This is a genomic window from Deinococcus sp. AJ005, from assembly GCF_009017495.1.
In the GTDB taxonomy this organism is placed as follows: domain Bacteria; phylum Deinococcota; class Deinococci; order Deinococcales; family Deinococcaceae; genus Deinococcus.
Window position 1 is genome coordinate 1,910,123 of the sequence record NZ_CP044990.1, and the last position, 26,307, is coordinate 1,936,429.

Annotated in this window: 29 protein-coding genes; 10 read left to right on the plus strand and 19 right to left on the minus strand. The window is 65.2% G+C overall.

From position 1 onward, the window contains the following. Nucleotides 1-22: 22 nt before the first annotated feature. From purD to DAAJ005_RS11105, 5 genes are all read right to left on the minus strand, one after another. Nucleotides 23-1,270: a phosphoribosylamine--glycine ligase gene (purD, locus tag DAAJ005_RS11090; protein WP_151847156.1), complete on the minus strand. Its 1,248-nt coding sequence runs from the start codon at nt 1,268-1,270 to the stop codon at nt 23-25. Further along, the gene (locus tag DAAJ005_RS11095; RefSeq protein WP_151847157.1) at nt 1,267-2,169 is read right to left on the minus strand and encodes an MBL fold metallo-hydrolase; all 903 of its coding nucleotides are present in this window, start codon (nt 2,167-2,169) and stop codon (nt 1,267-1,269) included. Before DAAJ005_RS11095 ends, purD begins: the two co-directional genes overlap by 4 nt. Beyond that, a complete protein-coding gene (locus DAAJ005_RS18950) occupies nt 2,166-2,339 on the minus strand; it encodes a hypothetical protein (RefSeq protein ID WP_175607329.1) in 174 nt (57 codons plus the stop codon). The genes DAAJ005_RS11095 and DAAJ005_RS18950 overlap by 4 nt, the downstream gene beginning before the upstream one ends. Before the next feature lie 65 nt (nt 2,340-2,404). Continuing rightward, on the minus strand, nt 2,405-2,752 hold the full coding sequence (locus tag DAAJ005_RS11100; protein ID WP_151847158.1) for an RNHCP domain-containing protein: 348 nt from the start codon (nt 2,750-2,752) through the stop codon (nt 2,405-2,407). Next, complete coding sequence (locus DAAJ005_RS11105; protein ID WP_151847159.1) at nt 2,749-3,174, minus strand: hypothetical protein; 426 nt, start codon at nt 3,172-3,174, stop codon at nt 2,749-2,751. Before DAAJ005_RS11105 ends, DAAJ005_RS11100 begins: the two co-directional genes overlap by 4 nt. Before the next feature lie 203 nt (nt 3,175-3,377). Here DAAJ005_RS11105 and clpB point away from each other — a divergent pair, with 203 nt between their 5' ends. Then, a complete protein-coding gene (clpB, locus tag DAAJ005_RS11110) occupies nt 3,378-5,936 on the plus strand; it encodes an ATP-dependent chaperone ClpB (RefSeq protein WP_151847160.1) in 2,559 nt (852 codons plus the stop codon). 100 nt (nt 5,937-6,036) lie between these two features. Here the strand turns inward: clpB and DAAJ005_RS11115 are convergent, their stop codons facing one another. Next, entirely contained in the window at nt 6,037-6,240 is a 204-nt protein-coding gene (locus tag DAAJ005_RS11115) for a helix-turn-helix domain-containing protein (RefSeq protein WP_151847161.1), read from the minus strand. 44 nt (nt 6,241-6,284) lie between these two features. Here DAAJ005_RS11115 and pyrE point away from each other — a divergent pair, with 44 nt between their 5' ends. Further along, nucleotides 6,285-6,854, plus strand: coding sequence for an orotate phosphoribosyltransferase (pyrE, locus tag DAAJ005_RS11120; RefSeq protein ID WP_151847162.1), 570 nt, complete (start codon nt 6,285-6,287; stop codon nt 6,852-6,854). Here pyrE and DAAJ005_RS11125 read toward each other — a convergent pair. Then, entirely contained in the window at nt 6,851-7,417 is a 567-nt protein-coding gene (locus DAAJ005_RS11125; protein WP_151847163.1) for a hypothetical protein, read from the minus strand. The genes pyrE and DAAJ005_RS11125 overlap by 4 nt on opposite strands. Before the next feature lie 75 nt (nt 7,418-7,492). Continuing rightward, the gene (proC, locus tag DAAJ005_RS11130; RefSeq protein ID WP_151847164.1) at nt 7,493-8,284 is read right to left on the minus strand and encodes a pyrroline-5-carboxylate reductase; all 792 of its coding nucleotides are present in this window, start codon (nt 8,282-8,284) and stop codon (nt 7,493-7,495) included. Nucleotides 8,285-8,366: 82 nt separating this feature from the next. Here proC and DAAJ005_RS11135 point away from each other — a divergent pair, with 82 nt between their 5' ends. From DAAJ005_RS11135 to DAAJ005_RS11145, 3 genes are all read left to right on the plus strand, one after another. Continuing rightward, entirely contained in the window at nt 8,367-8,882 is a 516-nt protein-coding gene (locus tag DAAJ005_RS11135; protein ID WP_151847165.1) for a hypothetical protein, read from the plus strand. A 64-nt stretch (nt 8,883-8,946) separates the two neighbouring features. Then, nucleotides 8,947-9,750 carry a 50S ribosomal protein L11 methyltransferase gene (locus tag DAAJ005_RS11140; protein ID WP_151847166.1) on the plus strand — a complete coding sequence of 268 codons (804 nt, stop codon included), beginning with the start codon at nt 8,947-8,949 and terminating at the stop codon, nt 9,748-9,750. A 10-nt stretch (nt 9,751-9,760) separates the two neighbouring features. After that, a complete protein-coding gene (locus DAAJ005_RS11145; protein WP_151847167.1) occupies nt 9,761-10,462 on the plus strand; it encodes a 16S rRNA (uracil(1498)-N(3))-methyltransferase in 702 nt (233 codons plus the stop codon). Here the strand turns inward: DAAJ005_RS11145 and recO are convergent. Beyond that, the gene (gene recO / locus DAAJ005_RS11150; protein WP_151847168.1) at nt 10,459-11,202 is read right to left on the minus strand and encodes a DNA repair protein RecO; all 744 of its coding nucleotides are present in this window, start codon (nt 11,200-11,202) and stop codon (nt 10,459-10,461) included. The two genes, DAAJ005_RS11145 and recO, sit on opposite strands and share 4 nt — an antisense overlap. A 144-nt stretch (nt 11,203-11,346) precedes the next feature. Between recO and DAAJ005_RS11155 the strand changes: the two genes are divergently transcribed. Both DAAJ005_RS11155 and DAAJ005_RS11160 read left to right on the plus strand, forming a co-directional pair. Next, nucleotides 11,347-11,748 carry a hypothetical protein gene (locus DAAJ005_RS11155; RefSeq protein WP_151847169.1) on the plus strand — a complete coding sequence of 134 codons (402 nt, stop codon included), beginning with the start codon at nt 11,347-11,349 and terminating at the stop codon, nt 11,746-11,748. Nucleotides 11,749-11,815: 67 nt separating this feature from the next. Then, nucleotides 11,816-12,238 (plus strand): VOC family protein, encoded by a 423-nt coding sequence (locus DAAJ005_RS11160; protein WP_151847170.1) that lies wholly within the window; start codon nt 11,816-11,818, stop codon nt 12,236-12,238. Nucleotides 12,239-12,240: 2 nt separating this feature from the next. Here the strand turns inward: DAAJ005_RS11160 and DAAJ005_RS11165 are convergent, their stop codons facing one another. After that, nucleotides 12,241-12,906, minus strand: coding sequence for an MOSC domain-containing protein (locus DAAJ005_RS11165; protein WP_151847171.1), 666 nt, complete (start codon nt 12,904-12,906; stop codon nt 12,241-12,243). 72 nt (nt 12,907-12,978) lie between these two features. On the opposite strand from DAAJ005_RS11165, the gene DAAJ005_RS11170 reads away from it, so the two are divergent. Beyond that, nucleotides 12,979-14,541 carry a phospholipase D-like domain-containing protein gene (locus DAAJ005_RS11170; protein WP_151847172.1) on the plus strand — a complete coding sequence of 521 codons (1,563 nt, stop codon included), beginning with the start codon at nt 12,979-12,981 and terminating at the stop codon, nt 14,539-14,541. Nucleotides 14,542-14,544: 3 nt separating this feature from the next. Here DAAJ005_RS11170 and DAAJ005_RS11175 read toward each other — a convergent pair whose 3' ends face one another. The 4 genes from DAAJ005_RS11175 to DAAJ005_RS11190 all read right to left on the minus strand — a co-directional run bounded on the left by DAAJ005_RS11175 (nt 14,545) and on the right by DAAJ005_RS11190 (nt 18,469). Continuing rightward, nucleotides 14,545-14,985 (minus strand): Uma2 family endonuclease, encoded by a 441-nt coding sequence (locus DAAJ005_RS11175; RefSeq protein WP_226342386.1) that lies wholly within the window; start codon nt 14,983-14,985, stop codon nt 14,545-14,547. A 139-nt stretch (nt 14,986-15,124) separates the two neighbouring features. Next, nucleotides 15,125-16,669: a glutamine-hydrolyzing GMP synthase gene (gene guaA / locus DAAJ005_RS11180; RefSeq protein ID WP_151847173.1), complete on the minus strand. Its 1,545-nt coding sequence runs from the start codon at nt 16,667-16,669 to the stop codon at nt 15,125-15,127. 70 nt (nt 16,670-16,739) lie between these two features. Continuing rightward, nucleotides 16,740-17,720, minus strand: coding sequence for a tRNA (guanosine(46)-N(7))-methyltransferase TrmB (locus tag DAAJ005_RS11185; RefSeq protein ID WP_151847174.1), 981 nt, complete (start codon nt 17,718-17,720; stop codon nt 16,740-16,742). Beyond that, nucleotides 17,717-18,469, minus strand: coding sequence for an FAD-dependent oxidoreductase (locus DAAJ005_RS11190; RefSeq protein WP_151847175.1), 753 nt, complete (start codon nt 18,467-18,469; stop codon nt 17,717-17,719). Before DAAJ005_RS11190 ends, DAAJ005_RS11185 begins: the two co-directional genes overlap by 4 nt. Nucleotides 18,470-18,573: 104 nt before the next feature. Between DAAJ005_RS11190 and DAAJ005_RS11195 the strand changes: the two genes are divergently transcribed. After that, a complete protein-coding gene (locus DAAJ005_RS11195) occupies nt 18,574-19,128 on the plus strand; it encodes an SRPBCC family protein (RefSeq protein ID WP_075830201.1) in 555 nt (184 codons plus the stop codon). Nucleotides 19,129-19,131: 3 nt separating this feature from the next. On the opposite strand, the gene DAAJ005_RS11200 is transcribed toward DAAJ005_RS11195, so the two are convergent. The 3 genes from DAAJ005_RS11200 to topA are packed head-to-tail and all read right to left on the minus strand — an operon-like array spanning nt 19,132 to nt 22,838. Next, on the minus strand, nt 19,132-19,638 hold the full coding sequence (locus DAAJ005_RS11200) for a GNAT family N-acetyltransferase (RefSeq protein WP_151847176.1): 507 nt from the start codon (nt 19,636-19,638) through the stop codon (nt 19,132-19,134). 10 nt (nt 19,639-19,648) lie between these two features. Continuing rightward, nucleotides 19,649-19,957: a hypothetical protein gene (locus DAAJ005_RS11205; RefSeq protein ID WP_151847177.1), complete on the minus strand. Its 309-nt coding sequence runs from the start codon at nt 19,955-19,957 to the stop codon at nt 19,649-19,651. 4 nt (nt 19,958-19,961) lie between these two features. Continuing rightward, complete coding sequence (topA, locus tag DAAJ005_RS11210) at nt 19,962-22,838, minus strand: type I DNA topoisomerase (RefSeq protein WP_192930736.1); 2,877 nt, start codon at nt 22,836-22,838, stop codon at nt 19,962-19,964. Between the two features lie 247 nt (nt 22,839-23,085). Here topA and DAAJ005_RS11215 point away from each other — a divergent pair, with 247 nt between their 5' ends. Beyond that, a complete protein-coding gene (locus DAAJ005_RS11215; protein WP_151847179.1) occupies nt 23,086-23,658 on the plus strand; it encodes a YdcF family protein in 573 nt (190 codons plus the stop codon). Between the two features lie 351 nt (nt 23,659-24,009). Here the strand turns inward: DAAJ005_RS11215 and murJ are convergent, their stop codons facing one another. Beyond that, a complete protein-coding gene (gene murJ, locus DAAJ005_RS11220) occupies nt 24,010-25,491 on the minus strand; it encodes a murein biosynthesis integral membrane protein MurJ (RefSeq protein WP_255448065.1) in 1,482 nt (493 codons plus the stop codon). Nucleotides 25,492-25,845: 354 nt separating this feature from the next. Then, nucleotides 25,846-26,307, minus strand: coding sequence for a hypothetical protein (locus tag DAAJ005_RS11225; RefSeq protein WP_226342388.1), 462 nt, complete (start codon nt 26,305-26,307; stop codon nt 25,846-25,848).

The window sequence follows — 26,307 nt, forward strand, 5'->3', positions numbered from 1 at the left end:
CACACACCGCTTCCCACGTTTCCTACTCATCCAACGCCCGCGCCCCAATGCGCCCGCCAATATCCCGCCGCAGTTGCGCCCCCGCGAAGTCCACCCGGTCTGCCAGCGCGTAGGCCCGTGTCAGCGCCGTATTCAATGTCGGGGCGACGGCGGTGACGGCCAGTACGCGCCCGCCGCTGCTCTGGAGTTGGCCGCCGACTTCGCGGGTTCCGGCGTGAAAGATGATCTCGCCGTCTCCCCCATCCGGCAGACCCAGCGGCACACCGCGCACCGGATCGCCGGGATAGCCAGGAGCAGCGAGGATGATGACCGCACTAGATTCATCGCTGAACCTTATGCTCTCTGGGTCTAACTCGCCGCGCGCCGCATCCAGACAGTGCTGCGCGAGGTCACTTTGCAGCAGGGGCAACACCGCTTCGGCCTCGGGGTCACCAAAGCGGGCGTTGAATTCCACCACCTTCGGGCCGTCCGGCGTGAGCATCAGCCCGGCGTACAACACGCCCTGGAAGGGCATTCCCTCGGCGCGCATTCCGGCCAGGGTGGGGGCGATAACGCCCGTCTCGATGACCTCCAGATCAGTGGCTGAGAGCGGAAAGGGGCAAATCACGCCCATGCCGCCGGTCATCGGTCCCGTGTCGCCCGCGTAAATGGTCTTGTGGTCCTGACTGGGTGGGGTCAGGGCAAAGTGTTCGCCATCGGTCAGCGCCAGCACCGACACTTCCTGCCCGGTCATGAAGTCCTCGATGACCGCGCAGGCGTCCGGGGCGCTGAAAATCTCCTTCAGAGCCGCCCCCGCCTCATCCTGAGAGTGGGCAATCGTCACACCCTTCCCTGCCCGCAACGCCGCGTCCTTGATGACGGTGGGCATGGACTGACTGTCCATATACGCCAACGCCGCGTCCAGATCAGAGAAAGTGGCGTGCTGGGCGGTAGGAATCCCATGCCTGAGCATAAACGCCTTGCTCCAGCCCTTGTCGCCTTCCAGACGGCTGGCCGCCCGTGTGGGGCCAAAAGCGGGAACGCCGCGCGCCGTACAGGCATCCACCACTCCTGCCGCCAGATATCCCTCCGGACCGACGATCACCACATCCGCCGCCTCCCGGACCGCTAGTTCGGCCAGCGAATCAGCGTCCTGAGGGCTGTCCAGAATGCGGGCCAGCGTTGCGATACCGGGATTGCCCGGTGTACACAGCACCGTATGGCCCTGCCGCGCACAGGTATGGACGATGGCGTGTTCGCGCCCACCGCCACCAATAACAAGCACCTTCAAGACGGGCGCACTGCCTTCTTCTGCCAGTAGCGCATCAGCCCCTGCACGCTCATCCACGGCGGGCAGGCAAAGTCGTAGCGGGCGGGCAGGTCCTCGCCCTCGGCCAGCAACTCCTGCATCAGCACTCTCGTATAAGCCTTGGAAATGGCTTCAAACTCCTGACCCGCTTCCATTCCAGCGTGGATTCGTTCGGCGTCCAGCTCCATCTTTTCCAGCAGACCGTCCCAGTGGGCGGCCGTGTGGGCGTAGCTGCCGAAATGGGCCAGATGCAGGGTCTGGGCGTCCCGCTGACGCAACGTGGCGACGCTGTCCCGCCAGACCTCCAGATTGATGTCCGGTGGCGGCGTGGGCGCACGCGCGGTCTGGTGGGTGTCCAGCCGCACGCCGCCGACATCCCCGACAAAAAGATCGGGGCCGACGTGATAGGCCAGATGGTGAACCGCGTGGCCGGGCGTGTACAGGGCATCCACACTGACGTTCCCGATCTGGAACGTCTCGCCGCCCGCCAGCACGGTCATTTTCTCGGCGGGGATGGGCAGCATCTCGCCCCATAGACGGTCCATCGCGTCGCCATAAATCTGGGTGGCGCTGGCCACCAGCCGTTCCGGGCTGCCCAGATGCTTCGCGCCGCGCTCGTGGACGTACACGCGGGCCTCCGGAACCCGCGAGAGGACCGTTCCGGCGGCCCCGGCGTGGTCAAAGTGAATGTGCGTCAACAGCAGGTGGCGCACATCATCCAGACTCGCGCCCAGTGCCTCCAGCCCAGCACTCAGCGCGGGCAGGGTGCTGGTAGGCCCGGTATCCACCACCGCCAGCCCATCCCCGGTGTCCAGAATGTATGTAGCGATCACGCCGGGGGTGTCCTGAAAGTTCAGATCAACCAGATTGACGCCGTTCATGCTGCGCCCGAGACGCGTGCTACAGCCAGCAGGGCGGCGGCGGCGAACTGTACCAGGGCCACCGTCCGTAGCGCTCCCGCGTTCGGCGCACCCTTGAGCGGTCCCATGCTGAGCATCAGGATAAATGTCGCGCTGAGCAGGATGAACCCGCAAAAAAGCCAGAGAGCCATGCCCAACAGGATACGGGGTGGACAGGTGCAGTAGGAACAGACGACGGGGAAAAGCTGGCCTGCGCCTACCTTTCGCGCATGGTCAGCGCGATCAGGGCGTCCCAGTCGTCGGGCTGCTGCGTGTCGTCCAGCGCGGCGCGGTTGCGGCCTATAAAGGCGCACTTCGCGCACTGGTGAACGATGATCCAGCCCTTCTTGCCGCTCTGCTCCGCGCCCACCGGCACCAGCAGGCCGTGGCAGGTGCTGGCGCGGTCACCGGGCAGCACGTCCACATGCAGGCTGTACAGGCACGCGGGGCAGTGGTTGCGGACGCTGCCGTTGGTCAGCGGAAGAACTTCTGCGCCGCAGTGCTGGCAGGTAAAGGCGTTGTTGGTACCCTGCACAGTAAAACGGCGGCTGGCAGTATCGGTCACGCCTTGAGCCTCATGGCGCGCTGCCGCGCCTCCCAGCGAGAATCCAGAAACGCACGGATGACGGCGGTGCCCACCAGCGCCGTGCCCAGCAGCAAGAACACCAGCCCCGCGCCGCTGACGATCCAGCCCTGCCATGCCACCGACCCGGCCAGCATGCCCACCACAAAGATCACCAGGCCCGCCAGCATGCACATCCCCACGGTCAGACGCCACGCCCACACGCTGCCGCGCCAGACATTGAACAGCAGGGCGGCAGTGGCCACGGCATACAGCAGATCGCGCCCCCAGCCTTCCGTCTGCCCCTGCACCAGCCCAGCCACAAAGGGCGTCACCGACACCATGAAAATGCCGACCAGGACCGCCAGCGTGGGCGTGCGCCCGGCCTCGGCCTGCCGGGGATCAAAGGGAGAGGAGGCAGACATCAGGTCCCTATTTCAACACGTCCGGGGCGGGACAATTGGAGTGGGCGTTGCGTCGGTGCGAAGGTCAGGAGCCTTTTCGCCCACAGAACGTTCTCTGGCAGCCAAAGCTAAACCCTCAATAAACTTGACATGACCGCACTCAAGTTTCAGAATAGAGGCAGATTGAATGTCCTGTCCTACTTCTATTCCCCGGAGGTTTCCGCTTGAATCCAGAACGCTTTACCGAGGCGAGTGCCACCGCCATCAACGCTGCCCAGCAACTCGCACAGGGGAGTGGGCATCAGACCTTGACCGTGGCCCATGTGCTGCGAACGTTAACTGACAACGACACCGCCGCCCGCACCATCACCGCCGCCGGGGGCAATCTTCAACACCTCCGCACCGCGCTGGACGCAGAGCTGAACAAGCTGCCGCGCGTGCAGGGCGGCAGCGAGCAGCTTTACCTCGATCCGGCACTGAACCGTGCGTTTGCAAAAGCAGACACCACCGCGGAGCAGTTCGGAGATAGTTTCGTGGCCGCCGACACACTACTGCTGGCCCTGCGTGGCGAGTCAAAACTGAAAGAGCTGCCCAAAGAAGCTGAACTCAACCGCGCCATTTCGGGGGCGCGTAAAGGAAAAACCGTGACCAACAAATCCAGTGAAAGCCAGTTCGACGCGCTGAGCAAATACGGCACCGATCTGACCCAGCGCGCGCGCGACGGCAAATTCGATCCCGTGATTGGCCGCGACGAGGAAATCCGCCGCGCCATGCAAATTCTGCTGAGACGCACCAAGAACAACCCGGTGCTGATCGGCGAACCGGGCGTGGGCAAGACCGCCATCGCCGAGGGTCTGGCCATCCGCGTGGTCAGCGGCGACGTGCCGGAGGGCCTGAAGAACAAGCGCATCGTCAGCCTGGAAATGGGCAGCCTGCTGGCCGGGGCCAAGTACCGGGGCGAGTTCGAGGAACGGCTGAAAGGCGTCATAGACGAGGTAGTGGCCTCTGCGGGCGAGATCATCCTGTTCGTGGACGAACTGCACACGATTGTCGGTGCAGGCAAGACCGAGGGCAGCCCGGACGCTGGCAACATGCTCAAGCCCGCGCTGGCACGCGGCGAACTGCACCTGATCGGCGCGACGACGCTGGACGAGTACCGCCAGATCGAGAAGGATTCGGCGCTGGAACGCCGGTTTCAGCCGGTGATGGTCAACGAGCCGAGCGTGGAAGACACCATCAGCATCCTGCGCGGCATCAAGGAGCGCTATCAGGTCCACCACAACGTGGAAATCACCGACCCGGCACTGGTGGCCGCCGCCACCCTCAGCGAGCGCTACATCACGGACCGGCAGTTGCCCGACAAGGCGATTGATCTGATCGACGAAGCGGCGGCCCGACTGCGGATGGCGCTGGAAAGCAGCCCGGAGCGCATCGATCAACTGTCGCGCCGCAAGCTGCAACTGGAAATCGAGCGCGAGGCCCTCAAGCGCGAGAAGGATCAGGACTCGCAGAACCGTCTGCTGGACATTGAGGACAGCCTCAAGGCGATTACCGACGAGTTGACCGAAGTGCGCGGGCGCTGGGAGGCCGAGCGCGGCGAGGTGGCCGCTCTGCGTGCAAAGCGCGAGACGCTGGACACCGTTCGCACAGACATCGAGCGGGCCAAGCGCGACTACGATCTGCAACGCGCCGCCGAGCTGGAATACGGCCAACTGCCGCAGCTTGAAAAGGATGTGCAGGATCTGGAAAAGAAGCTCAAGGGCGCGGAATTTGCCCACATGGAAGTGACCGAGGAGGACATCGCTGCCGTGGTCAGCCGCTGGACGGGCATTCCGGTGACCAAACTGCTGGAAGGCGAGCGCGAGAAGCTGCTGCATCTGGAAGACCAGCTCCACAACCGCGTGATCGGTCAGGACCGCGCCATTACCAGCGTGGCCGACACCATCCGCCGGGCGCGGGCGGGTCTGAACGACCCGAACCGTCCGCTGGGCAGCTTCATGTTCCTGGGGCCGACGGGGGTGGGCAAGACCGAGCTGGCCAAGGCGCTGGCCGAATACCTGTTCGACAGCCAGGACGCGATGGTGCGCCTGGACATGTCCGAGTACATGGAAAAGCACACGGTGGCACGCCTGATCGGTGCGCCTCCCGGCTATGTGGGTTACGAGGAGGGCGGTCAGCTCACCGAGGCCGTGCGCCGCCGCCCCTACAGCGTGCTGCTGCTCGACGAGATCGAGAAGGCGCACCCGGACGTGTTCAACGTGCTGCTGCAAGTGCTGGACGATGGCCGCCTGACCGACGGGCAGGGCCGCACGGTGGACTTCCGCAACACGCTGATCGTGCTGACCAGCAACGTGGGCAGCCCCCTGATCCTGGAAATGCAGGCCAACGGCGACGACGCCAGCGAGATCCGTGACGCCGTGCTGGGCGAGTTGCAGGCCCAGTTCCGCCCGGAGTTCCTGAACCGCGTGGACGACATCATCGTGTTCGACGCACTGACGCAGGCTGATCTGCACCGCATCGTGGACATCCAGTTGGGTGGGCTGCGGAAGCGTCTGGCCGAGCGCCGCGTGACCCTGCATGTGGACGACGCCGCCAAGGACAAGCTGGCGCAGATCGGTTATGACCCGGCCTTTGGCGCACGCCCCCTCAAGCGCGCCATCGCCCGCGAGATCGAAACGCCGCTGGCCCGCGAGATCCTGGGGGGCCACGTGCCGGACAACAGCGTGCTGAACGTGGAATACAGGGACGGACACTTCCAGTTCGGGACAGGCGTGCTGAACTGAGCGCATCCGGTCTTGGACGATAGGGCATCAGGCCATTCCTGAAATCGAGAAACCGCACTGGAGGACATTCCCCCAGGCGGCTTTTTGCTGTCTCTCCAGCTCACAGCAAACTGATGTCCAGCCGCTTTTCCAGCACCTGCCGGGCCAGTTGATGCAGGCTGCGCGGATCGTATTCGCCCAGCTCCAGCTTTTGCAGCAGCGCCACCGACAGCCCGGCCTCACGCGCCAGCTCTTCCTGCGAGAAGCCCAGGAGCTGCCGCCGAACGCGAACCACCAGTGCGCCGGGAAAGGGGGGCGAGGTCATACGCCATGATGCGCCGTCGCGGCCAGGAATGCGATACTCCCCGCATGGACGTTCTCGCGCTGTACCGACAGGCCGGGGCCTACCACGAGGGGCATTTTCTCCTTGCCAGTGGCCGCCACAGCCCCAAATTCCTGCAAAGCACCACCGTGCTGCAATACCCGCACCTGACCGAGCAGATCGCCGCCGCGCTGGCCGAAAAGCTGACCGATGCGGGCGTTCAGGCTGGACTGATCATCGGCCCGGCAATGGGTGGCGTGGTCCTGGCCTATGAGGTGGCCCGGCATTACGGCGGCGAGGACGTGCGCGCCATCTTTGCCGAGAAGGACGGGAAAGGCGGCATGAAAATCCGGGAGGCGTTCACGGTTGCGCCCGGCGAGCCGTTTATTGCCGTGGAAGACGTGCTGACCACCGGGGGCAGTGTGCTGAAAGCCGTGCGCGCCGCCGAGGCAGCCGGAGGCAGATGCGCCGCGATTGCCTGCATCGTGGACCGCCGCGCCGCCGAAGGACCGCTGGAAGGCTATCCGCTGGTCTCGCTGACCCGTCTGGTCTTCGACACCTACCCGCCGGACGAGGTGCCAGAGTGGCTGGCAAAGCTTCCGTTGCAGGAAATCTAGCGCTCCAAGTCGATCTGCACGCCGTCCGCCGTCTCATAACGCACGACGCCCAGGCCCGGCACAAAATACGTGGTCTGGGCGCTGATCTGCCCCCCCGCGTTGGTCTCGGTGCGGATACTGAAGGCGTTGTATTTGCGGCCCGCGCCGTTGATGGCCGCTATCCCCGTGACGGTGCTGACGGACTTCAGGCTGCCCTTGCCGCTGGACCAGCGCTGGCCCGGCGTCAGCGGCGCGGGCGGATAAACATTGAGCGGCGCGGCGTACCAGCCCAGCCGCCCGCCCGCGTTCACGCCGCGCAGCCACACGCTGCCGTCCGGGCGGTATTCCAGCAGGTCCTGGGTGAAGGTCTTGCCCCCGAACTGATGGCTGACCGGCACCACCCGCACGCCCCGGTAGGTGACGGCTGGCCCCACCACCTGCGTCTCGCCGTTGCTGTAGGTCCAGTGGGTGCCGGGCTTGCTGGGGTAATAATCGGGATAAGCCCGGCCCTGTGCGGCGGCCCAGGCCAGCGTGCCCAGCAGCGCGGCGGGCAGAAGGCGGAAGGCGAGATCTCTGGCAGGCATCTGAGGATCAGCTTAGAGCGCGGACCTTGACGGTGTTCTGACGCGGGCGGAAGCGAGCCGTCCGCCTCCACTGTCCTATTCCTGATCCAGTCCCAGTTCGGTGCTGCGGCGGGTGGCCTCGATCACCGCCTGCATCAGGCCGCCGCGCACGCCCGCCGCTTCCAGGGCGGCCAGTCCGGCAATGGTGGTGCCGCCGGGCGAGGCCACCTCGTCCTTGAGCATGCCGGGGTGGGCGCGGCGTTGCAGCAGTTCGCCGCTGGCCACCAGCAGTTTGGCCGCCAGTTCGTTGGCCAGCACGCGCGGCAGGCCCATGCGGACACCGCCGTCGGCCAGCGCCTCGGCCACCACGGCGGCGTAGGCGGGGCCAGAGGCACTCATGCCCGTAAAGGCGTTGAACAGGTGTTCGGGCAGATCGTAGGCGTCGCCCACCGCCCCGAACAGGTGGTGCGCGAAGGCCAGATCGCCCGCGTCGGCGGCCTCCTGCGGCCCGGTGATGGCGGTCTGCGACAGCCCGATGGTGGCCGCCAGATTGGGCATCACGCGCACCACCCGCTGCGTGCCCAGCCGCCGCGCCAGACTGGCCACGCTGACCCCCGCCATCGTGCTGATGTACCCGGCGTTCTCCTGCGCCAGCCACTCGCTGGTTTCGGGAAAGACGCGCGGTTGCAGGCTGACCAGAATGCGCTGGGCGTCCCGCAGGTCCGCGTGTTCGATCACCCGCGCCCCGGTGCGCGCGGCGATCTCATTCACACGCGCCATGTTGGCGTCGATCAGGCCAATTTGCGTGGGCGCGATTCCGCCGCGCGAGGTCACGCCTTCAAGCAGGGCCAGCCCCAGTTTTCCGACACCGACGATGGCAAGTTCCATGCGCGGCAGTATAGGGGGGAGGCTCAGGCGGGCAGACGGCGCTGTCTGGCGCGAGGGAGAGCCGCGTATTCTTTCAAGCGTTATGGGCTGCGATATACACGAACATTTTGAAGTTCGCCAGGACGGTGGCTGGACGCGGATTCAGGTGCTACCCCCGATAGACTGGGATACGGCAACGCCGGAAGAGGAAGAGGCTTACTGGAATCTGCCGCTCTTTCTCGGGCGCGATTACGAACTTTTCTCAGTGCTGGCGGGCGTGCGGAATCGGTTGGATATTCGGCCAATTGCCCCGCCACGCGGTGTACCGGAAGACGTAGGCGAGGCAGTGCGGGCAGCCTGGAATGCAGCCCGTCATTACCCAGATATTCATACCGCATCGTGGCTGTCGCTCCGAGAACTTTTGGACTTTGACTGGGATCAGTCTCTCATCCACCTCAGTTTGAGAGATAACGAGCCATCCAGATTACATTCACAGAATTTTTTGACCTACCGCGAGGCCGTGTCAGACAATAATTTTATCAACAGAGGACTGGGCGAACTGCAAACGCTCGTTGAAAACCCCGCCGACCTGCGGATGGTGTTCTGGTTCGACAGTTGACGCGCAGATGCTGCGGAATGTATCGGTAGCATTCTCCGCGCCCCAGCCCGCTAGACTCCTGCCCATGCTGGTCTACCACCTGCCCGGAACTTTTGAAACGCGCGAGGCGCACCTGGATTTGCTGTGGGAGGCGGGCGCGACGGGTTTGGAAGAACGCGCCGGGCTGATCCGCGCATACTTCGATGCACGCACAGATTTAGACGCCGAGATCGCGGACGGCGAATGGCGAGACGAGGCCGATCAGGACTGGCAGGCCCACTTCAAGGCCACGCTGAAGCCGGTGCGCGCAGGCCGCGTGACTATCGTGCCGCCGTGGCTGCGGGATGAGGTTGAGGCTGGACAGACGGCGCTGATCATCGAGCCGGGCATGGCCTTCGGGACCGGGCACCATGCCACGACGCGTATGGCGGTGGAGGCGCTGTCCGCTCTGGATTTGACGGGTAAGCGCGTGCTGGACGTGGGCACGGGCAGCGGCGTGCTGGCTATTGCGGCGGTGTTGCTGGGCGCAGATCACGCCACGGGGCTGGACATTGATCCATTGACCATTCCCATCGCCATCGAGAACGCAGAAATCAACGGGGTGCCGACGGGCCGTGTGGCCTTCGCGGAGGGTAGCCTGGGCCTGGGCGACGAATCCGACGAGACCTTCGATGTGCTGGTGGCCAACCTCTATGCCGAGTTGCACGATCTGCTGGCGGGCGAATACGCCGCCGCCCTGCTCCCCGGCGCACCCCTGATCCTGACCGGCATTTTGATAGGCAAGCTGGACCTTGTGCGCGCCGCCCTGGACCGCGAGGGCTTCGGCAGTGTCACCGTGCGCGAGGACGGCGAGTGGGTGCTGGTCACGGCCACATCACCCAGCGTTTGAAAGGACAGCCATGACCGACACCCGCATCCGTGTACAGGAACTGACTCCGCAGATGACGCTGGGACCGCGCGAGGCCCGCCATCTGCACGTCCTGCGGCTGAAGGTGGGCGACGCGTTACGCGTGTTCGACGGACAGGGTGCGGAAGCCGGAGCCGAGATCGCGGAACTGGAAGCGGGCCGCGCCGTCCTCACGCTGGGTGAGCAGGTGAGCGGCGCGGCGGAAACCCCCTTTCCCCTGACGCTGGCGGTTGCACTCCTGAAGGGCGACAAGCTCTCGGACGTGGTGCGCGCCGCCACCGAGCTGGGCGTGGGACGGGTGCAACTGCTGGTCACCGCCCGCGCCGACGCCCGCGAGATCGGCGCGCAGAAGCTGATGCGTTTGCAGCGGGTGGCGGAGGAAGCCAGCAAGCAGTCGCGCCGCGCGGTGGTGCCCGAAGTCCTCGCGCCCATTGCGCTGGCGGATTTTCAGTGGGACGGTGAGCTTTTCGTGGCCCAGCCGGGTTCAGCCGGACGGATCATGAATCTGCTGGACTGGTCCGCACCCGTGAACGTCCTGACTGGCCCGGAAGGCGGCCTGACCGACGCCGAGGTGTCTGGACTGATCGGGCGCGGCGCACACGCGGTCACGCTGGGGCCGCGCATCCTGCGGGCGGAAACGGCTCCAGTGGCATTGCTGGGGGCCATCGCGGCGGCGGGCGAGGGAGAAGCTTAGCCAGGCGAACTGGGTACCGCAGGAGCGCTGGGCACCAGTTGCCGCCAACTGTGGACCCCGCCCACCTGCACGGTCACGAAGCGTTCCAGCGCCCGCCACAGCGCCGGGCGCTCTGAAGGCGGCACCGGGGCGTCCATGTTGGCCCGCACCGTGCGGCGCACCACTCCGCGCAGGAAGTCCAGCGACTGGGGTGGGTAAAAGGGCAGGCTGGCGCAGGCCGCACACAGCATCTGGCCGCCCACGGGGTCCGGGTGGGCAGGGTCCGGCGCGCCGCAACGGGCACAGCGGGCAGTCTGCGGCACGATTCCCGCCAGACCCAGCAACTTGTAGCTCATGACCAGCGCCACCCATTCGGGGTCTGGCTGGTGGGCCACGCCGCGCAGGGCCGCCGCAAACAGCTCGAACGCCGTCTCGCTGAACTCCCCTTCCTGGAACAGCGCGTCGGCAAATTCGGCCATCAGGTGAGCGAAGGCGTGCCGCTCCGGCTCGGCCAGACTGGGGAGCGCGCCCTCCAGCACGGCCTGCTTGACCGTGGCCAGATCGTTGTTGGGCGTCTGGTACACCTGCACGCCGACGTGGTGAAACAGGTTCAGGCGGCTGGCCAGCGGCCCGCGCACACCGCCGCGCGCAATCGCCTTGAGCTTGCCCTGCGGCGTCAGCAGCGTCACGATGATGTCGCCCGACGGCATCACCCGGCGGCGGATCACGATGCCGCTGCGGTTGGCCGAGCGGAACTTCATGGCTGATCTCGCATCAAGTTTTTCTGCGCCAAGTTTTCCTGCGCTGAGGGCCGCGTCACGCTCCGCAGTCTAGGCCCTCCCGTCTGCGCCGCCTGTGCCGCTCTCCACGTTCCTGACTGCATCTGGCAGGTAAACTGACAGGCGATGAAAGACCCGCGCCCACAGGAACACAGTGTCGCCGACCTGTTGCGGGAACTCTTTCCCGAAACGCACCGCGAACTGTTCGGCCCCCATGAGGGCGACGCCCTGCCCACCCTGGGCCTGTACCCGGTGGCCGATGGAAGACTGGCCCTGGTCCACGGCGATCAACTGGCCGAATTTACCCCGCTGGACCCCAAGGGGAAAAATGCCCTGCACTGTGATCTGTGCCATTACACCCGCAGCCGCAGCGAGGCCGCCCTGTACCGCGTGGTGGTGGCCGCCCGCCGCAGCCGCTACGTGACCCTGTGTACCGCCACCGAAGCCTGCCAGGGCCGCGCCGGAAGGAAGGGGCTGGAGACGCTGGCGAACCGCATCTTCCCTCTGGAGTTGCCCTACACGGAATAGGGCTGGTCTGTCGGTTGGGCCGTTTGGCGCATGGAAGGTCTTGCCGCCTCTCCGCTAGCCTGCCCGCATGACCGAACCCAATACCTCCCACGTTCCCGTGACCGAATGGGCCGCCCTCGTGCCGGAGCTGGATGTCAGCGATCTGGACCATAGTCTGGACGTGTACACGCGTCTGTTCGGCTTTACCGTCAACTACACCCGCCCCGGCTTCGCCTACCTGAGCCTAGGGCGCATTCAATGGATGCTCTCGCAGATTCGCCCAGAGGGTTCCTGGCAGACTGGCCCGCTGGAGCCTCCCCTGGGACGCGGCATCAACTTTCAGATTCAGGTGCCGGATATCGACGCGCTGCACGGGCGGCTGGAGGCCGACGCCTACCCCCTTTTCGTTCTCATGCAGACTTCCACGTATCTGGAGGGAGACACCGAACACCAGCAGCGCGAATTTCTGGTGCAGGACCCGGACGGCTATCTGCTGCGCTTCACGGACTGAAGTTAAGCTCCCGCTTTTGCCAGTCGGTCTTCCAGATCAGCACGCACCCGCACCGCCAGCGGAAAGTTCAGGTACGCCTCCATCTTCCTGGGATCGGCAGAGCGCTTGTAATGCAGGGCGAACAGTTCGCCAATGCTGGGGGCGTCTACCGAGCCGGGGATCAGGCGCACGCTGTCGCCCGGTCCCACCTCGCCGCCGCGCAGCACACGGGTGTAGAAGCCGGGACGGGCCAGCCCCTTGAACTGCTTGACAAAGGCCGGATCGCCCACATGCGCCGCCAGCGTGGCGCAGGGAATGCGCGGGGCGGTGACTTCCAGCAGCACGCCGCCCGTCTCTCCGAGTTCCAGCCGGTCTCCCACGCGCATAGCGGCGGATTCCAGCCCACAGATCAGCAGGTTCTCGCCAAACAGCCCAGGGGGCAGCGCCCGCCTCAGTTCGGCCTCCCAGACGTCGTAGTCCTCGCGGGTGTAGATGTACACGGCCTGATCGGGGCCGCCATGATGGCGCGTGTCCATCACATGGTCTCCCTCCAAACCAGCTTCATCGATCCGCACGCGCCCCGGCAATGGACGCTTATCGATGCCGCTGATGTGTGGGCGCTCGCCAATCTGGACAGGGGCAGGCTGACCAGCATTGACGCTCTGAATCTGGCGATCTGGGGCAGTCATGGGGTCCAAGCTATCAGGAGTGGTGAAGGCACCGTCAGATATGGCCCGGACGCGCCGCCTAAGCTGTGCAGGATGGGCACGCTGCTGTTTTTCCGGGTCTTCGGTGTGGCGCTGCTGCTGGGGCTGCTCCTGACGCTGGGGGCAGGCGTGAGCATCTCGCAGGCCGTCCCGGGTACACCGCCCCTGACCCTGCTGAGCGGCCCACTTTCCCCCCCGGATCTGGCCGCGCTGGATGGACTGACAGAGGTGGCCCCGGCCCTGGCACCCACTTGCCCCGCACCACAGGCCCCGCTGGACCGCGTGCTGTATGACCACCTGCGCGGCCAGGGCGCGGCGCTGAGCTGCGGCAATGCGTTTGCGGGGCTGATCCACTTTCCCAATGATGACTCCGGCCTGGGCGGACAGCCCCCGGACCCGATGGGAGGCTTTGCCGTGATGGCCCGCCAGATTGAGGGCGCACGGCACGAGGTTCTGCTGGCCAACATGCTGTGGGACGACGGCCCCGGCTCTCCCGGCGTGTTGCTGGCCCATTCCATCGCAGAATTGCGGCAGCAGGTGGCCCAGTACCCTCAGCGTTACCCGCAGGGCGTGACCGTGCGCCTGATGTTCGGCAACAGCGTGCGCCTGGATAGCCTGCTGGACCCCACCAGCAGCGTCTACAGCGCCGCGCGGCAACTGCTGGAGGCCGGGGTGCCCCTCTCGGGCGATCCAGTACAGGGCTTCACGCTCGCCCTCGCCAACTACACCTACGCCTACCCACACAACCACCTCAAGGTGCTGGTGATCGACGGGCAGGAAACGACAGCGGGCGGGGCCAATATCAGTTTCTTTCACCTTCCGGCCAGCACTCGCGGCGGTCTGGACCTGACCGATCTGATGCTGACGCTGAGGGGGCCAGTGGCGCGGCAGACGGTGGCCGCCTTCCGTGATTCCTGGCTGCTGAGCCGTCCGCTGCGGTGTCGGGCAGGCGTCAGGGTGGCCGACTTGCACAAAGGCTGCGCGCTGACTGACACCGGGGACCCTTACCCGCTGTTCTACACGGCCCCGCCCCAGCCTGCGGGAACCTCGCGCGCCTATGGCCTGTACCGCCGTACCGGGTACGAAACGCAAGACTCGGCGTTGCCCGCCCTGTTCGCTGCCGCCGGGTCCAGCATCGACCTGATGCAGTCGCAGATCAGCGGCACCGTGCAGTGCAGCCTGAGCCTGACCGCGCCGGGCGGCTGCCCCTTTCCGCAGGAGGTGCTGCCCGTATGGCACGCCATCGTGGGCGCAATTCGCGAGCATGGGGTACGCGTCCGTATGGTGCTGGACCACGATCCACTGCTACAAATCGAGCCGCTGGCGCTGCTGTCCAGCCTGTGGGGGCAGCTCAAGCCGCTGGGCTTGGAAGACCACCTGCAAGTCCGTTGGTCTGGCACAGCGGGCGGCATGCACACCAAGGCCACGCTGGTGGACGACGCGATGGTGACCGTGGGCAGCCTCAACCTCCATTTCTCGTCGTTTGGCGCTCACGGCCTGAACGAGTACACGCTGGCCACCAGTGATCCCTCCGCATTAAAGGCAATGCGGCAGGACTTCAACTTCGAGTGGGCGCGGGGCAAACCGTTTGAATTACCGTACTGGCTCAAACCCTGAAACTCAGGCGCTGAGAACCCCGCCGTAAATGTCATCCAGGCTCAGCACGCGGCCCAGGCAGGGAATCTGCACCTCGCCGCTGCCGCTCACCTCGCTCAGGTTCCACTGTTGCCCGTCCCGTTGATAGGCATAGACACGCCGCTCATTTTGCTCGGCGATCAGGTACGTTTGCAGGCTGGGAATGGCGGTGTACATGGCGTATTCGCCCACCCGGTCATTCGCCGCCGTGCTGGGGGACAGGACTTCCACCAGCAGGCACGGCGCGATCTCGGCCAGCCGCTGAGAGCTGGCAGTGTCGCAGACCAGCATCACATCTAGGTAGAAATAGCTGCTGCTGGCCTCGACACTCAGGCGCATGTCGGACTGATGGATGCGGCGGCCTGCCTTTCTGGCTGGACCGTACAGAGTGCCAAAAATGTTGCCGCTGATCAGGGAGTGAGGCATTCCTACCCCCGCTTGCCCGTGCAGCGGCCTATTTCCCAAAAAGAGGGTCGAAGCCGCCCACGTACTCGCCTTTGTACGGGCTGAGTTCCTCTTTCTTCAACGCTCATGGCTTTGAGGTCCGGGCCGCTCACGCATCAACTTATTCCCACTCAATCGTGGCGGGCGGCTTGCCAGTGATGTCGTACACCACACGGTTGATCTCGTGGACCTGATTAACGATGCGGTTGCTCATGGTAGCCAGAAATTCCCAGGGCAGCCGCGCCCACTCGGCGGTCATGTAGTCGTCGGTGGTCACCGCCCGCAGCGCCGCCGTGTAGCTGTAGGTACGCTCATCGCCCATCACACCCACGCTTCTGATCGGGGTCAGGATCGCCAGCGCCTGCGAGCAGCCGTCATACAGCCCAAACTCGCGCAGGCCGGAGATAAAGATGTCGTCCACCCGGCGCAGGATGTCCATCTTTTCCTCTGAAATCGCGCCCAGGCAGCGGATCGCCAGCCCCGGCCCCGGAAAGGGGTGACGCATACGAATGTGTTCGGGCAGGCCCAGCAGGCGGGCAATCTCGCGGACCTCGTCCTTGAACAGCGTGCGGAAGGGTTCCACCAGCTTAAAATTCAGGTCTTCGGGCAGGCCGCCGACGTTGTGATGGCTCTTGATGTTCGCCGCGCCGGATTTGTCGGACTGAAGGCCGCCCGCTGACTCGATCACGTCTGGGTAAAGGGTGCCCTGGGCCAGAAAGTCGAACGGGCCGTGTTCCTGCGCCTGAATGGCGGCCTCGCGCTCGAAGGCCCGGATGAATTCGCGCCCGATGATCTTGCGCTTCTGCTCGGGGTCTGAGACGCCGTCCAGCGCGCCCATGAACTCGGCGCGGGCGTCCACCGTGACCAGATGCACGCCCAGGGGAATCAGCGCAGCCTCCACCTGTTCGCGTTCGCCCAGGCGCAGCAACCCGTGATCAATGAACACGGCGGTCAGCCTCTCCCCCACCGCCCGCGCCAGCAGCAGCCCCAGCGTGGAACTGTCCACGCCGCCGCTGATCGCCAGCAGCACACGGCTGTCTCCCACCTGCTTCTGAACGTCTGCGATCAGCTCGTCGATGATGTGTTCGGCGGTCCAGTCTCGCGCCACGCCACAGATGGTCAGGAAATTGCCCAGAATCTGCCCGCCCTTGGGGGTGTGGACCACTTCGGGGTGAAATTGCAGGCCGTAGCGCCGCGTCTGCGTGTTTTCAATGGCGGCGACGGGCGTATCCGCCGTTTCCGCGATCACCTCGTAGCCCTGCGGCAACTGGGTCACGCTGTCGCTGTGGCTCATCCAGGCGACAAATTCGCCGCTGATTCCCTCGAACAGTTGGCCGCCGTAACGGGTCAGGTCCGCCTTGCCGTACTCGCGCTTCCCGGCCCGTTTCACGTCGCCTCCGGCCTCCTGGGCCAAATACTGCATGCCGTAGCACACGCCCAAAATGGGAATGTCCAGGTCCATCACGCCGAGGGCGGGTTTAGGGGCCTGGGCGTCATAGACGCTGCTGGGGCCGCCCGACAGCACGATGCCCTGCGGATTTTCCTGCTGAATGCGCTCCAGCGGGGCCGAGCCGGGCAGAATCACGCTGTAGGCTCCCAGCTCGCGGAACCGTCGCGCGATCAGGCGGGTAAATTGACTGCCGAAATCCAGAATGACAACGCTCATTGGGGGTGATTGTGCCACGAAGGGAGAGGGGGCGGAGGGGATTCTTTCCCTCCACCCGCCAGGCCCGGCTTCAGTAGCCCCGGTGCGTCACCCGTCCGCCCGATTCCTCCAGCCAGTCGGTAACGGCCCCCACCGCCGCCTTGACCCCCAGCGTGATGATCGGGCCGCCGAACTTGGCGAGGCGCACCAGATGGCTGCCGTCCTCGCGCGCAGTAATGCCGATCAGCACCTCCTGCGTGAGTTCCCCTTCCACCACATGGGCCAGCGCCACCCAGCCGTCCCGGCGCAGGCTGGCGTACAGGTCCAGCAGGATGACGGTCCAGCCGCCCGCGCGGGCCGTGCGCTTCTCGAAGGGCTGGCCGGGGGCGGCGGGAGCAAAATCTGCGGGCAGGGTCAGGATGGCGTGTGGCACGAGATCAGGGTCCTCCGGGTAGGGGTGGATGTCGCCGTGCGGGACAACCGGGTGGGCAGTGGGCGTGAAACGGGCGTGCTGGGGGCTGAGGCCCAGGTCACGCCACTTGAGGGCGTATTTGGTTTCCAATGCGGCGGGCGGCGCTTCGGTCAGTTCCACATTCATTACGCCGCTGTCGCGCGCCGCCTGACATGCAAAGTCGAAATACTCGTCGTGATCGGTGGTCAGCAGCACCGCGCCGCCGGGTTTCAGCCGCGAAGCCGCGAGCTGAAAGAACGGCACGCGCAGCAAACGGTGGTCCAGATGCCCGGCTTTCGGCCAGGGATCGGGAAAGTTGACCACCACAGCGTCCAGGCCACCATGCGGCACAACCTCGCGCAGCAGCACGTCTGCGGGCAGCTTGGTCAGGATGGCGTTGTCCAGGCCCGCATTCTTGAGGCGACGCTGGGCCTTCAGCAGTGAGACGCCCGACAGTTCCACGCCCAGATAATTGGGGGCAGTCTCGAACGTGGCGGCGTAGTGCGGCCAGAAGCGCCCATCCCCGAAGCCGATTTCCAGCACCCAGGGGCGATCCGGCGTCTGGGGGTACAGACGGGGGGCCGAGTCGGGAAAGTGGAAATCGCCCAACGGGTAAATCATGCGCCCACCACGCCCAGTTCCAGCAACTCATCCGAGAGGCGGGCGGCGTCTTCCAGCACACTTCTATACGAACACTCGGCGGGCAACACGCGGCCCACGGCGCGTACGCGGTCAAAGCGGGTGAGCTGAAAGCCGTCCAGTTCACCGGGCGCAGGCGTCAGGAAGCGCACGTCGTAGGGCGGCGCACCCTCCACCGCCGCCGCCGTGGCCTCCGAGCCGATCAGAAAGACGCCGGAGCGGGCCAGATCGTCGGCCAGGAAGTCGTAGGCCACCTCCGAAAGTCGCCCGGCTTCCTCCATGCTGTCGCCGATCAGCAGACGGCCCTTGAGGAAGGCTCCCACCGCCAGCACCACCTGCCGGGCGTGCAGTTTCGGGCCTTCCCAGGTGGACAGCACCATCTCGTCGTCGGTTTCATCCAGTTCGGTCACGGTGCTTTGCAGCAGATGAATGCCGGAGGTTCCCTCAATCTCCGCCTTGAGCTGGCGGTGAAAGGTCCAGCCGTCGGTGTCGGGGGCGATCCCGTCACGGATCAGGGCGAAGACACTGCCGGGCGGGAAATCGGCGGCGTCGATGGTCGGCGCGTACAGGTTGCCCAGATGGTCCAGCGCCTGCGAAACCAGCAGCACGTCCGCGCCCGCGCGGGCCAGCCGCCAGGCCAGCTCGGTTCCGGCCAGGCCCGCGCCCACCACGGCCACGTCGTACAGGTGGCCGGGCTGCGGCTGGCTGCGGGGTTTATCGGGTCCAAACATCACACGGCGGAGTGTAGCAAGCAGGATGCGGGCAAAAGAGGCGACGGGAATGTCCAGCGCCGCGCCCGCGCCCCTGCCCCGCCCCGCGCTACAGTGGCCCCACTATGTCCGAGTCCATCAGCATCAAGCAGACCATCGTGGTCCGGTCCCGCCCAGACGTGCTGTACCGCCTGGCGCTGGAGCCGCGCCGCCGCGTGAAGTGGGACCCCAACCTGACCAGAGCCGAGTACGAGGCCGAGGGGGGCCGACTGGCCAACAACGCCCTGGTGCGTTTCAAGTTCTCGCGCAAGTTGCTGGGCCTAAGTTTCACGGCCAAGTACGGCCAGCTCCAAGCCCCCCAGCGTGGCGGCTGGGAAAGCGTTCGCAACGTGGGGCCACTGGAAAAGCTGACGCAGGCGTGGCAGTTCAAGCCCATGCCCGGTGGCACGGAAGTCACCCTGAGCATCAATGGCCGCATCCGTTACAAGTGGATCAGAACGCCGGTGGAGCGCGTGCTGAACAACATGGTGATCACCACACTGGTAGAATTGCAGCGCACCGTGGACGCCCAGGGCGCGCAACTGATGGAAGACATGGGCCGCGAGATGGCGGAAAAGCAGAAGGCCGAGGCCAAGGCGGCGAAGGAAGCCGCGAAGGCGAATAAGGGCAAGAAAAAGTAGCGTTCAGAGGGCAGCTTTAGCTTCCCTGTACCGCGCGTCCGCCAGCACCACCGAGGTTTCCACCTGCCGCTCTGGAATGCTCCAGTACATGCGGAGCAGGCGGTTTTTCTCTTCTTCCGACACCACGGAAAAGCCGTGCTTCTGGTAAAAACTGATGGCCCACGCCGCCGCCGCCCAGGTGCCGATCAGAACGGGCTTTTCGGTGGAATCCAGCAGTTCCCGCAACAATCTGGAACCGATGCCGCCGCCACGCTGACGGGTGGCGACGTAGGCGTGGCGGATCAGCTTGACCTCGCCCCGGTCCTGAATGCCCATCACGCCGATGACCTGGTCGCCGTCTTCAAAACATAGGAATTCCACGCCGTCCGCGATCTGCTCGCGCAACTCCTCGCTGGGCATGTACGGCTCTTGCCAGCGGTCTGCGGGGATGATGCCCCGGTACGCCTGCGCGGCGTCGTTGATGATTTCGTAAATGCGTTCAAAGTCGGCGCTGGTGGCGGGACGGATCATGCCCCGGAGTTTACCCGGCGTCTACCGAGAGCAGCAGGACACTGCCCTCTTTGGTGTCGAAGGCCGTCCACGCCTCGTTCGCCGTAACGCGGTAGCACTCGCCGGGGCGCAGTCGCACGAAGTTGTTCTGGGGCAGGTCAACCACGGCCTCACCGTTCAGGCAGATCAGCCAGCCGGTCACGGCGTCACCGGTCAATTTGCCGCTCAAATTCAACACGCGCAGTTCGCCGCCGGGCAGGCCCACCCACTGCCCCGGCGAACTCTGGGCGAGGCGGGTCAGATGCAGGGCCTGTGGAATGGCGGCTCTTTCGCGCGGCACTTCCCTACTCTCCGCGCGCCGCCTGATTCAGTTTCTTGCTGGCTTGCAGGGCCATGCCCTTGGCCTTTTTCACGTCCAGTCCCAGTTCGGGGGCCACGTCGTCCACCTTGCGGCCCAGTTCGCGGGTGGCGGTGACCAGTTGCTGTTCCTGTGCGGACAGCACCTTCAGATGGGGCTTGAGTTGCGCCCAGGTAAAGGTGGGCTTGGCCGGGGCTTTTGCAGGCGCTTTCTTGGCCGCCGTTTTCGAGGCAGGTGCTTTGGTGGCTGTCTTTTTAGCAGGAGCTTTCTTCGCTGCCCCTGTCTTCGCCGCCGCCTTCTTCGGCTTGCCCACCTTCGCCTTGGGTTCCTTGCCGCGTTCCTCCAGAATTTCCAGGGCGCGTTCGGCGGTCAGGTTGTCCTCGGATTCGCCCTTACGGAGGGTGGCGTTGCGCTCACCGTCGGTCAAGTAGGGGCCAAAGCGCCCGGACTTGAGAACGATATCGGCGCGGCCCTCGTATTTGTAGGTGCTGAGCGGCGGCGTGGGCGAGCGGCCCTTGCCAAAGCGGGGTTGCAAGAACAGCGCCTCAGCCTCAGCCAGCGTCACCGTGAACAGTTCCTCGTGGGTGGTCAGGCTGCGGCTGTCGTTCGCCCGCTTCAGATATGGGCCGTATTTACCGTTCAACGCCCAGACTTCCTCGCCCTCGGACGTGCCCACCAGCCGGGGCAGGCTCAGGAGTTTCAGGGCGCGTGGCAGGGTCAACGTCGCCAGATCATCCGTGGGAAACAGGCTGGCAGTGCGAATCGGCGGATTCTCCGCGCCCAGAGTCACGTAGGGGCCATAACGTCCGGCGCGGGCCACCACGGGATGTCCGCTGGCCTCATCCACGCCCAGGGGGCGGTCTCCGCTGGGGCGGCTCAGGATGTCCTCGGCCATCTCCAGATTCAACTCGTCAGGTGCAAGCCCTTCGGGCAGGTTGGCCTTGTCCTCGCCGCGCTGCATGTAGGGGCCGTAACGCCCCACACGAACCTCGATGCCGCTGCCTTCCAGCTTTGGCACCGCGATGGTGGCGATGCCGCGCGCGTCGATCTCGCCCATCTGGCGGTCAATCAGGGGACGCAGGGCCATCCCCTCACCATTGACGCCCAGATAGAAGCGTTGCAGGTACGGCACGCGCTTGGCCCGGCCCCCAGCAATGTCGTCCAGATCCTCTTCCATCTTGGCGGTGAAGTCGTAATCCACCAGATTCCCGAAATGGTGTTCCAGCAGCGCAGAGGTGGCGAAGGCCGTCCAGCTCGGCACCAGCGCCTGCCCCTTCTTGGTGGCGTAGCCCCGGTCCTGGATGGTGCCCAGGATGCTGGCATACGTGCTGGGTCGGCCAATGCCCGCTCCTTCCATGTTCTGAACCAGACTGGCTTCGGTATAGCGGGCGGGGGGCTGGGTTTCGTGGCCCTCGGGCTTCACCGTCTCGGCGGTCACACGCTCACCCTGTTTCAGCGGCGGCAGCGGCGTTTCGCGGTCTTCCAGCGCCGCGCTAGGATCGTCGCTGCCCTCCACATAGGCGCGAAGGAAGCCGGGAAAGTCGATGGTGCGACCAGAAGCGCTGAGACCGACTTCCTCGCCCGTTTTCGCCTTGCCGCCCAGACGCACGCGCAGGCTGCGGCCCCTCGCATCCGCCATCTGGCAGGCCACGGTGCGCTTCCAGATCAGGTCATACAAGCGCCACTCGTCGCCACTCAGCTCACCGCGCAGAGAATCCGGTGTGCGGAAGCTGCTGCCAGCGGGCCGGATGGCCTCGTGGGCTTCCTGGGCATTCTTGGCCTTCTTGGCGTACACGCGCGGCTGCGGCGAGAGATACGGCTGCCCGTACATCTGCGAAACCTGGGTACGCGCGGCGGTCACCGCTTCGACGCTGAGATTGGTGCTGTCCGTTCGCATGTAGGTGATGTAACCACCCTCGTAAAGCCGCTGGGCGGCGCGCATGGTGCGGGTGGCGGCGAAGCCCAGTTTGCGACTGCCCTCCTGCTGCAAGGTGGACGTAATAAAAGGTGGATAAGGTTTTTGCGTGAACGGCTTTTCCTCGGCGGAGGTGACGGTCAGCGGCTGCCCGGTCAGACCATCTGCCAGTGCTTTCGCTTCCACCTCAGACAGCGTGCGAACTTTTGCCTCGGGCTTGAGCTTGCCGGTCAGGGGGTCAAAGTCTTTACCCAGCGCCAGCTTTTGCCCGGCGACATCGGTGAGGCGGGCGGGGAAGGTAGCAGCATCCGCCGTGCGCCCTGTAATCAGCAGATCCCACCACGGGGCACTGATAAAGCGCATCCGCTCGCGCTCGCGCTCCACCAGCATTCGCGTCGCCACACTCTGCACACGGCCCGCCGACAGCTTGGGGGCCACTTTCTTCCACAGCACCGGGCTGACTTCATAGCCATACAGGCGGTCCAGCGCGCGGCGGGCTTCCTGCGCCTCCACCAGATTGGTGTCGATCTGGCGCGGAGAGGCAATCGCGGCCTGAATGGCTTCCTTCGTAATTTCGTGAAAGACCATGCGCTTGACCGGAACTTTGGGCTTCAGCTCCTGAAACAGGTGCCACGCGATGCTCTCGCCCTCGCGGTCATCATCGGTTGCCAGGATAATTTCGTCGGCCTCGGCAGCCATCTTCCGCAGCTTGGCGACATGCTGGCGTTTCTCAGGCGACACCACATACAGAGGCTGGAAGTCGTTCTCGATGTCCAGTCCCAGCCGCGCCCAGGCCAGCCCCTTGTACTTTTCGGGAATGTCCGCCGCACTCTTGGGCAGGTCACGGATATGCCCAATCGAAGACTCCACCGCATACCCCTTTCCGAGGTACTTCTCGATGGTGCGGGCCTTGGCGGGAGATTCGACAATCACGAGGGTCTTGGACATAGGGGGCAACACTCCTGGCGCGCTTTGCGAAGCCATCAGGTCAATCACTCTCAGCGTGACCTGACGTTTGAAAGGCAGGCCCGAGGGTAGCACGGCCCCCAAACAGGCTTCGGGAGGTAGGACGCAAAAGATGGAGAGGCCGTTCCAGGCGCAGGCCACGGCGTCAGGAGCCTGAATTTTCGGGGAAAACACCGATTCGCACAGCTCCGCACCACTTTAAGAATATCTTCATGCTACGCTGCCCGCCATGCGCTCCAGGGGGTCCACCCTCTCTCTTCTTCCACTGGCGGTTCTGGCTCTGCTGGCCGTGGGCTTTCTGGCGCTGCCCAATCTGCGTGTCCCGAATACAGATCAGCCCCATCCCACCCTGATCGTACTAGGCGCGGCGCAATACGCAGGACGGCCCAGCCCGGCCTTCCAGCGGCGGCTGAACCACGCACTGGCGCTGTACCGGGGCGGCGGCGTGCAAAAAATCGTGGTCACGGGCGGCAGACGCCCCGGTGATCCCTTCAGCGAGGGCGAGGTGGGGCAGGCGTACCTAAAGAAACACGGCGTCCCGGCCTCTGCCCTGCTTGCCGAGGCGCGCAGCCGGACCACCGTCGAAAACCTGCGCTTTGCCCGCACCATGCTGCCGCCCCACACGCCCATCACGCTGGTCACCGACGAGGCCCACGCACCGCGCGCCCTGGCCCTGGCCCGAGCGCTGGGCATGGAAGCCGATGTCAGCGCCAGCCTGCTGAGCAGGGGCGTCAGCCGCAGTTATTTGTTGCGCGAGAAGGTGGCACTGGTGGCTTACGCGCTGATCGGCATTCGCCTGTAAAGCGTGATCCGCGTCACCGCGCGCCAGAGTGGTGACGTCCCGCAAGGGACGGGGTGCATGACACCTGGGGAAAGTGCGGGCAGGCCATAGATTCCGAGCGTGAAGAAGCACCCGGATTCGGAATCCGGGCGCTTCAAAGGAGGTGGTTCCTTATGGCACAACGTAAGGATGCGATACACCGAGACGCCGCAGAAGGCCAAAGACAGGTGACGTTGCTGTGATTATCACGGCAATCGCCGCACTGCCAACGGGTTTCGCGGCGGTCCTGACAGCCCTGAAGTAACGCCTCTCGCCCCACCGTTACACGTTGTAAAAATGACGCCCGGAAGGGCAATTTTTCGTTTTGACCCCTCAGCGCCGCAACCGCCGCACCAACCCTCCCATCTCCGGCATTCTCAGTGCCAGCGCGCCCAGCAGGTAGGCAACCAGGCCCGCGCCGCCCGCCACGCTCAGGCCGATCAGACCAGCGACGATGGAACCGGGGGCGGGAATGAACGGGACGAAACGCAGGGCCAGCCATGCCACCAGGCCCGCGATGACCGACAGCGGCAGTACCCGCGCCAGATGCACCGTGATCTCGCGGCCCGGAAAGCCCAGCGCGCGGCGGTACAGCAGGGCCAGCGCCCCAGCCATCAGAATGCCGGAAATGGCGGTGCTGACCCCGAAACCCAGCAGGCCCAGCGGCGGCACCAGCAGGCGGTACAGCCCAACCTCCAGCACGAAGCCCACGGCGCTGACGCTCACGGCCTCCATCGTGCGCTCACGGGCGTAGAAGGTCCTCAGCAGCAGGGTCACGATGGCCCAGGGAACGAGGGCCAGCGCCCAGCCGGTCAGGATGCCGCTGCCTGCCTCGAAACGGGTCAGGGAGTAGTCCGCGCGCAGGTTGAACAGGCTGACGGCGTAGGGGGCCAGCGTGACCAGCAACGCACTGATCGGGGCCGCCAGAAAGGTGGTGGTGCGGATGCCCTGCACAGTCAGTGCCTTGAAGGCAGGCCAGTCGCGGGCGGCGGCATGTTCGGAAAATCGGGGAAACAGCGCCAGTGCGGGCGAGACCACGAACAGGCCGTTTGCCATCGTGAACAGCGCCTCGGCGTTGCCGTACCCGGTCTGCGTGCCCTGCGGAAACTGCGAAGCGTTGGTCAGCAGCCGCGTCACGTACAGGTTCAGAAACTGCCGCGCCCCGGCGGTCAGGGTGAATGGGGCCATCTGCTTCAGCACCCGCAACAGCGCCGGATTGGGTTTCAAGTTGGGCGTGGGCAACAGCCCGAAACGGTTCAGCGAGGGCAGTTGCACCACCAGTTGCGCCACCCCACCGATCAGCCAGCCAAAGGCCAGCCAGGTGGCGGTGTTGGGCAGCAGCAGCAGCGCCACGATGCTGGCGATGTTGAAGGCCACCGGGGCGAAACTGCTCTCGCGGAAATGTTCGTCGGCGTTCAGCAGACCCATTGCCACGGCGGACAGGCTGATCAGCATCAGAAAGGGCATGACCAGTTGCGTCATGTACACAGCCACGGCGCGGTCGATGTTGGCATCCGCCGCTGTCAGCAGACCCACGATCCACGGCGCGGCCAGGATGCCCACCGCCATCAGGATCAGGTTGACCGCGATCAACACGCCGCTGAAGGTCTGGGCCAGTTTTTTGCGCTCTGCAGTGTCCAGCGATTTGTAAACGGGGATAAAGGAGTTGACCAGCGCGCCCTCGGCCAGCAGTTCGCGCAGCAGATTGGGCACCTTGACGGCCACGTTGAAGGCATCGGTCAATGTGTCGCCGAACAGGTTGATGATCTGCTGGCGCACGATGCCCGACAGCCTCGAACCCAGCGTGCCCGCCATGACGATCAGGGTATTGGCACGCAGGGACTTGCGGGGCAGTGGGGCGGGGTTGGCGGGGCCTTGCTTGGATTCACGGGGATCGGGGGCGGCGGGCGGGACGGTCACGCGGTCAACTGTAGTGGATTGGGCTGCGGGATGTGAGGAAACAGACAGCCGGGGGCGCAACGCGGTCTTCTGGCCGCTGGCTGAAAGTGCGGCCACCAAGCAGGCTGTCACCTCCAACAGATTGGAAGGGCGTCCGGGCAACACCCGTGAAAAGGTCTTTGCTTTTCCCTTTCTCTTCACCAACGAAGAGCCAGAAAAAACCCTCTCCGTGGGGAAAGGGCCAGCGGAGTGATCTTGCGCGTGTGACGACTACACCTCCTTCGTTACCCGCGCCACCCCATCCGCCCCAACCCGTAACCGCGCCTCCCCGAACGTCGCATCCAGCGTCAGCCCTTCCAGATACGCGCGCAGGTGGGCAGGCAACTCCGCCACCGTGAACGGGGTGCGCGGCGCGGCCACCAGACGGTAAACCCCAGACTCATCGGGCACACGGTCATATACATAGGCTCCCCGGCGCTGGGGCGGCGTCAGGTGTTCGTCAAAGCCGCCTGCCGGGGCGTTGGGCGGCTCGGTTTCCGGGCGGGTGTCGATCCAGACGTGCAGGGCCTCCAATAGTTCCTCGGAGGCCAGGGCCGCGTCCGGCACCCCACCCTCGTCGCCCGCCGCCATGAACTGGGCGACGTGGCCATGAGTGTCGGCGGCGAACCAGTCGAACTCCACGCCGCGCAGCTCCTCACGGGTGATGACCGTATGCGGCGCACTCTCCCCCAC

Coding starts and splice junctions, on each gene's coding strand:
- DAAJ005_RS11095 (WP_151847157.1), bottom strand. CDS start 2,169: ATGAACGGCGTCAATCTGGTTGATCTGAACTTTCAGGACACCCCCGGC.
- DAAJ005_RS18950 (WP_175607329.1), bottom strand. CDS start 2,339: ATGGCTCTCTGGCTTTTTTGCGGGTTCATCCTGCTCAGCGCGACATTT.
- DAAJ005_RS11105 (WP_151847159.1), bottom strand. CDS start 3,174: ATGTCTGCCTCCTCTCCCTTTGATCCCCGGCAGGCCGAGGCCGGGCGC.
- DAAJ005_RS11115 (WP_151847161.1), bottom strand. CDS start 6,240: ATGACCTCGCCCCCCTTTCCCGGCGCACTGGTGGTTCGCGTTCGGCGG.
- pyrE (WP_151847162.1), top strand. CDS start 6,285: ATGGACGTTCTCGCGCTGTACCGACAGGCCGGGGCCTACCACGAGGGG.
- DAAJ005_RS11125 (WP_151847163.1), bottom strand. CDS start 7,417: ATGCCTGCCAGAGATCTCGCCTTCCGCCTTCTGCCCGCCGCGCTGCTG.
- proC (WP_151847164.1), bottom strand. CDS start 8,284: ATGGAACTTGCCATCGTCGGTGTCGGAAAACTGGGGCTGGCCCTGCTT.
- DAAJ005_RS11135 (WP_151847165.1), top strand. CDS start 8,367: ATGGGCTGCGATATACACGAACATTTTGAAGTTCGCCAGGACGGTGGC.
- DAAJ005_RS11140 (WP_151847166.1), top strand. CDS start 8,947: ATGCTGGTCTACCACCTGCCCGGAACTTTTGAAACGCGCGAGGCGCAC.
- DAAJ005_RS11145 (WP_151847167.1), top strand. CDS start 9,761: ATGACCGACACCCGCATCCGTGTACAGGAACTGACTCCGCAGATGACG.
- recO (WP_151847168.1), bottom strand. CDS start 11,202: ATGAAGTTCCGCTCGGCCAACCGCAGCGGCATCGTGATCCGCCGCCGG.
- DAAJ005_RS11155 (WP_151847169.1), top strand. CDS start 11,347: ATGAAAGACCCGCGCCCACAGGAACACAGTGTCGCCGACCTGTTGCGG.
- DAAJ005_RS11160 (WP_151847170.1), top strand. CDS start 11,816: ATGACCGAACCCAATACCTCCCACGTTCCCGTGACCGAATGGGCCGCC.
- DAAJ005_RS11165 (WP_151847171.1), bottom strand. CDS start 12,906: ATGACTGCCCCAGATCGCCAGATTCAGAGCGTCAATGCTGGTCAGCCT.
- DAAJ005_RS11170 (WP_151847172.1), top strand. CDS start 12,979: ATGGGCACGCTGCTGTTTTTCCGGGTCTTCGGTGTGGCGCTGCTGCTG.
- DAAJ005_RS11175 (WP_226342386.1), bottom strand. CDS start 14,985: ATGCCTCACTCCCTGATCAGCGGCAACATTTTTGGCACTCTGTACGGT.
- guaA (WP_151847173.1), bottom strand. CDS start 16,669: ATGAGCGTTGTCATTCTGGATTTCGGCAGTCAATTTACCCGCCTGATC.
- DAAJ005_RS11185 (WP_151847174.1), bottom strand. CDS start 17,720: ATGATTTACCCGTTGGGCGATTTCCACTTTCCCGACTCGGCCCCCCGT.
- DAAJ005_RS11190 (WP_151847175.1), bottom strand. CDS start 18,469: ATGTTTGGACCCGATAAACCCCGCAGCCAGCCGCAGCCCGGCCACCTG.
- DAAJ005_RS11195 (WP_075830201.1), top strand. CDS start 18,574: ATGTCCGAGTCCATCAGCATCAAGCAGACCATCGTGGTCCGGTCCCGC.
- DAAJ005_RS11200 (WP_151847176.1), bottom strand. CDS start 19,638: ATGATCCGTCCCGCCACCAGCGCCGACTTTGAACGCATTTACGAAATC.
- topA (WP_192930736.1), bottom strand. CDS start 22,838: ATGTCCAAGACCCTCGTGATTGTCGAATCTCCCGCCAAGGCCCGCACC.
- DAAJ005_RS11215 (WP_151847179.1), top strand. CDS start 23,086: ATGCGCTCCAGGGGGTCCACCCTCTCTCTTCTTCCACTGGCGGTTCTG.
- murJ (WP_255448065.1), bottom strand. CDS start 25,491: ATGGCGGGCACGCTGGGTTCGAGGCTGTCGGGCATCGTGCGCCAGCAG.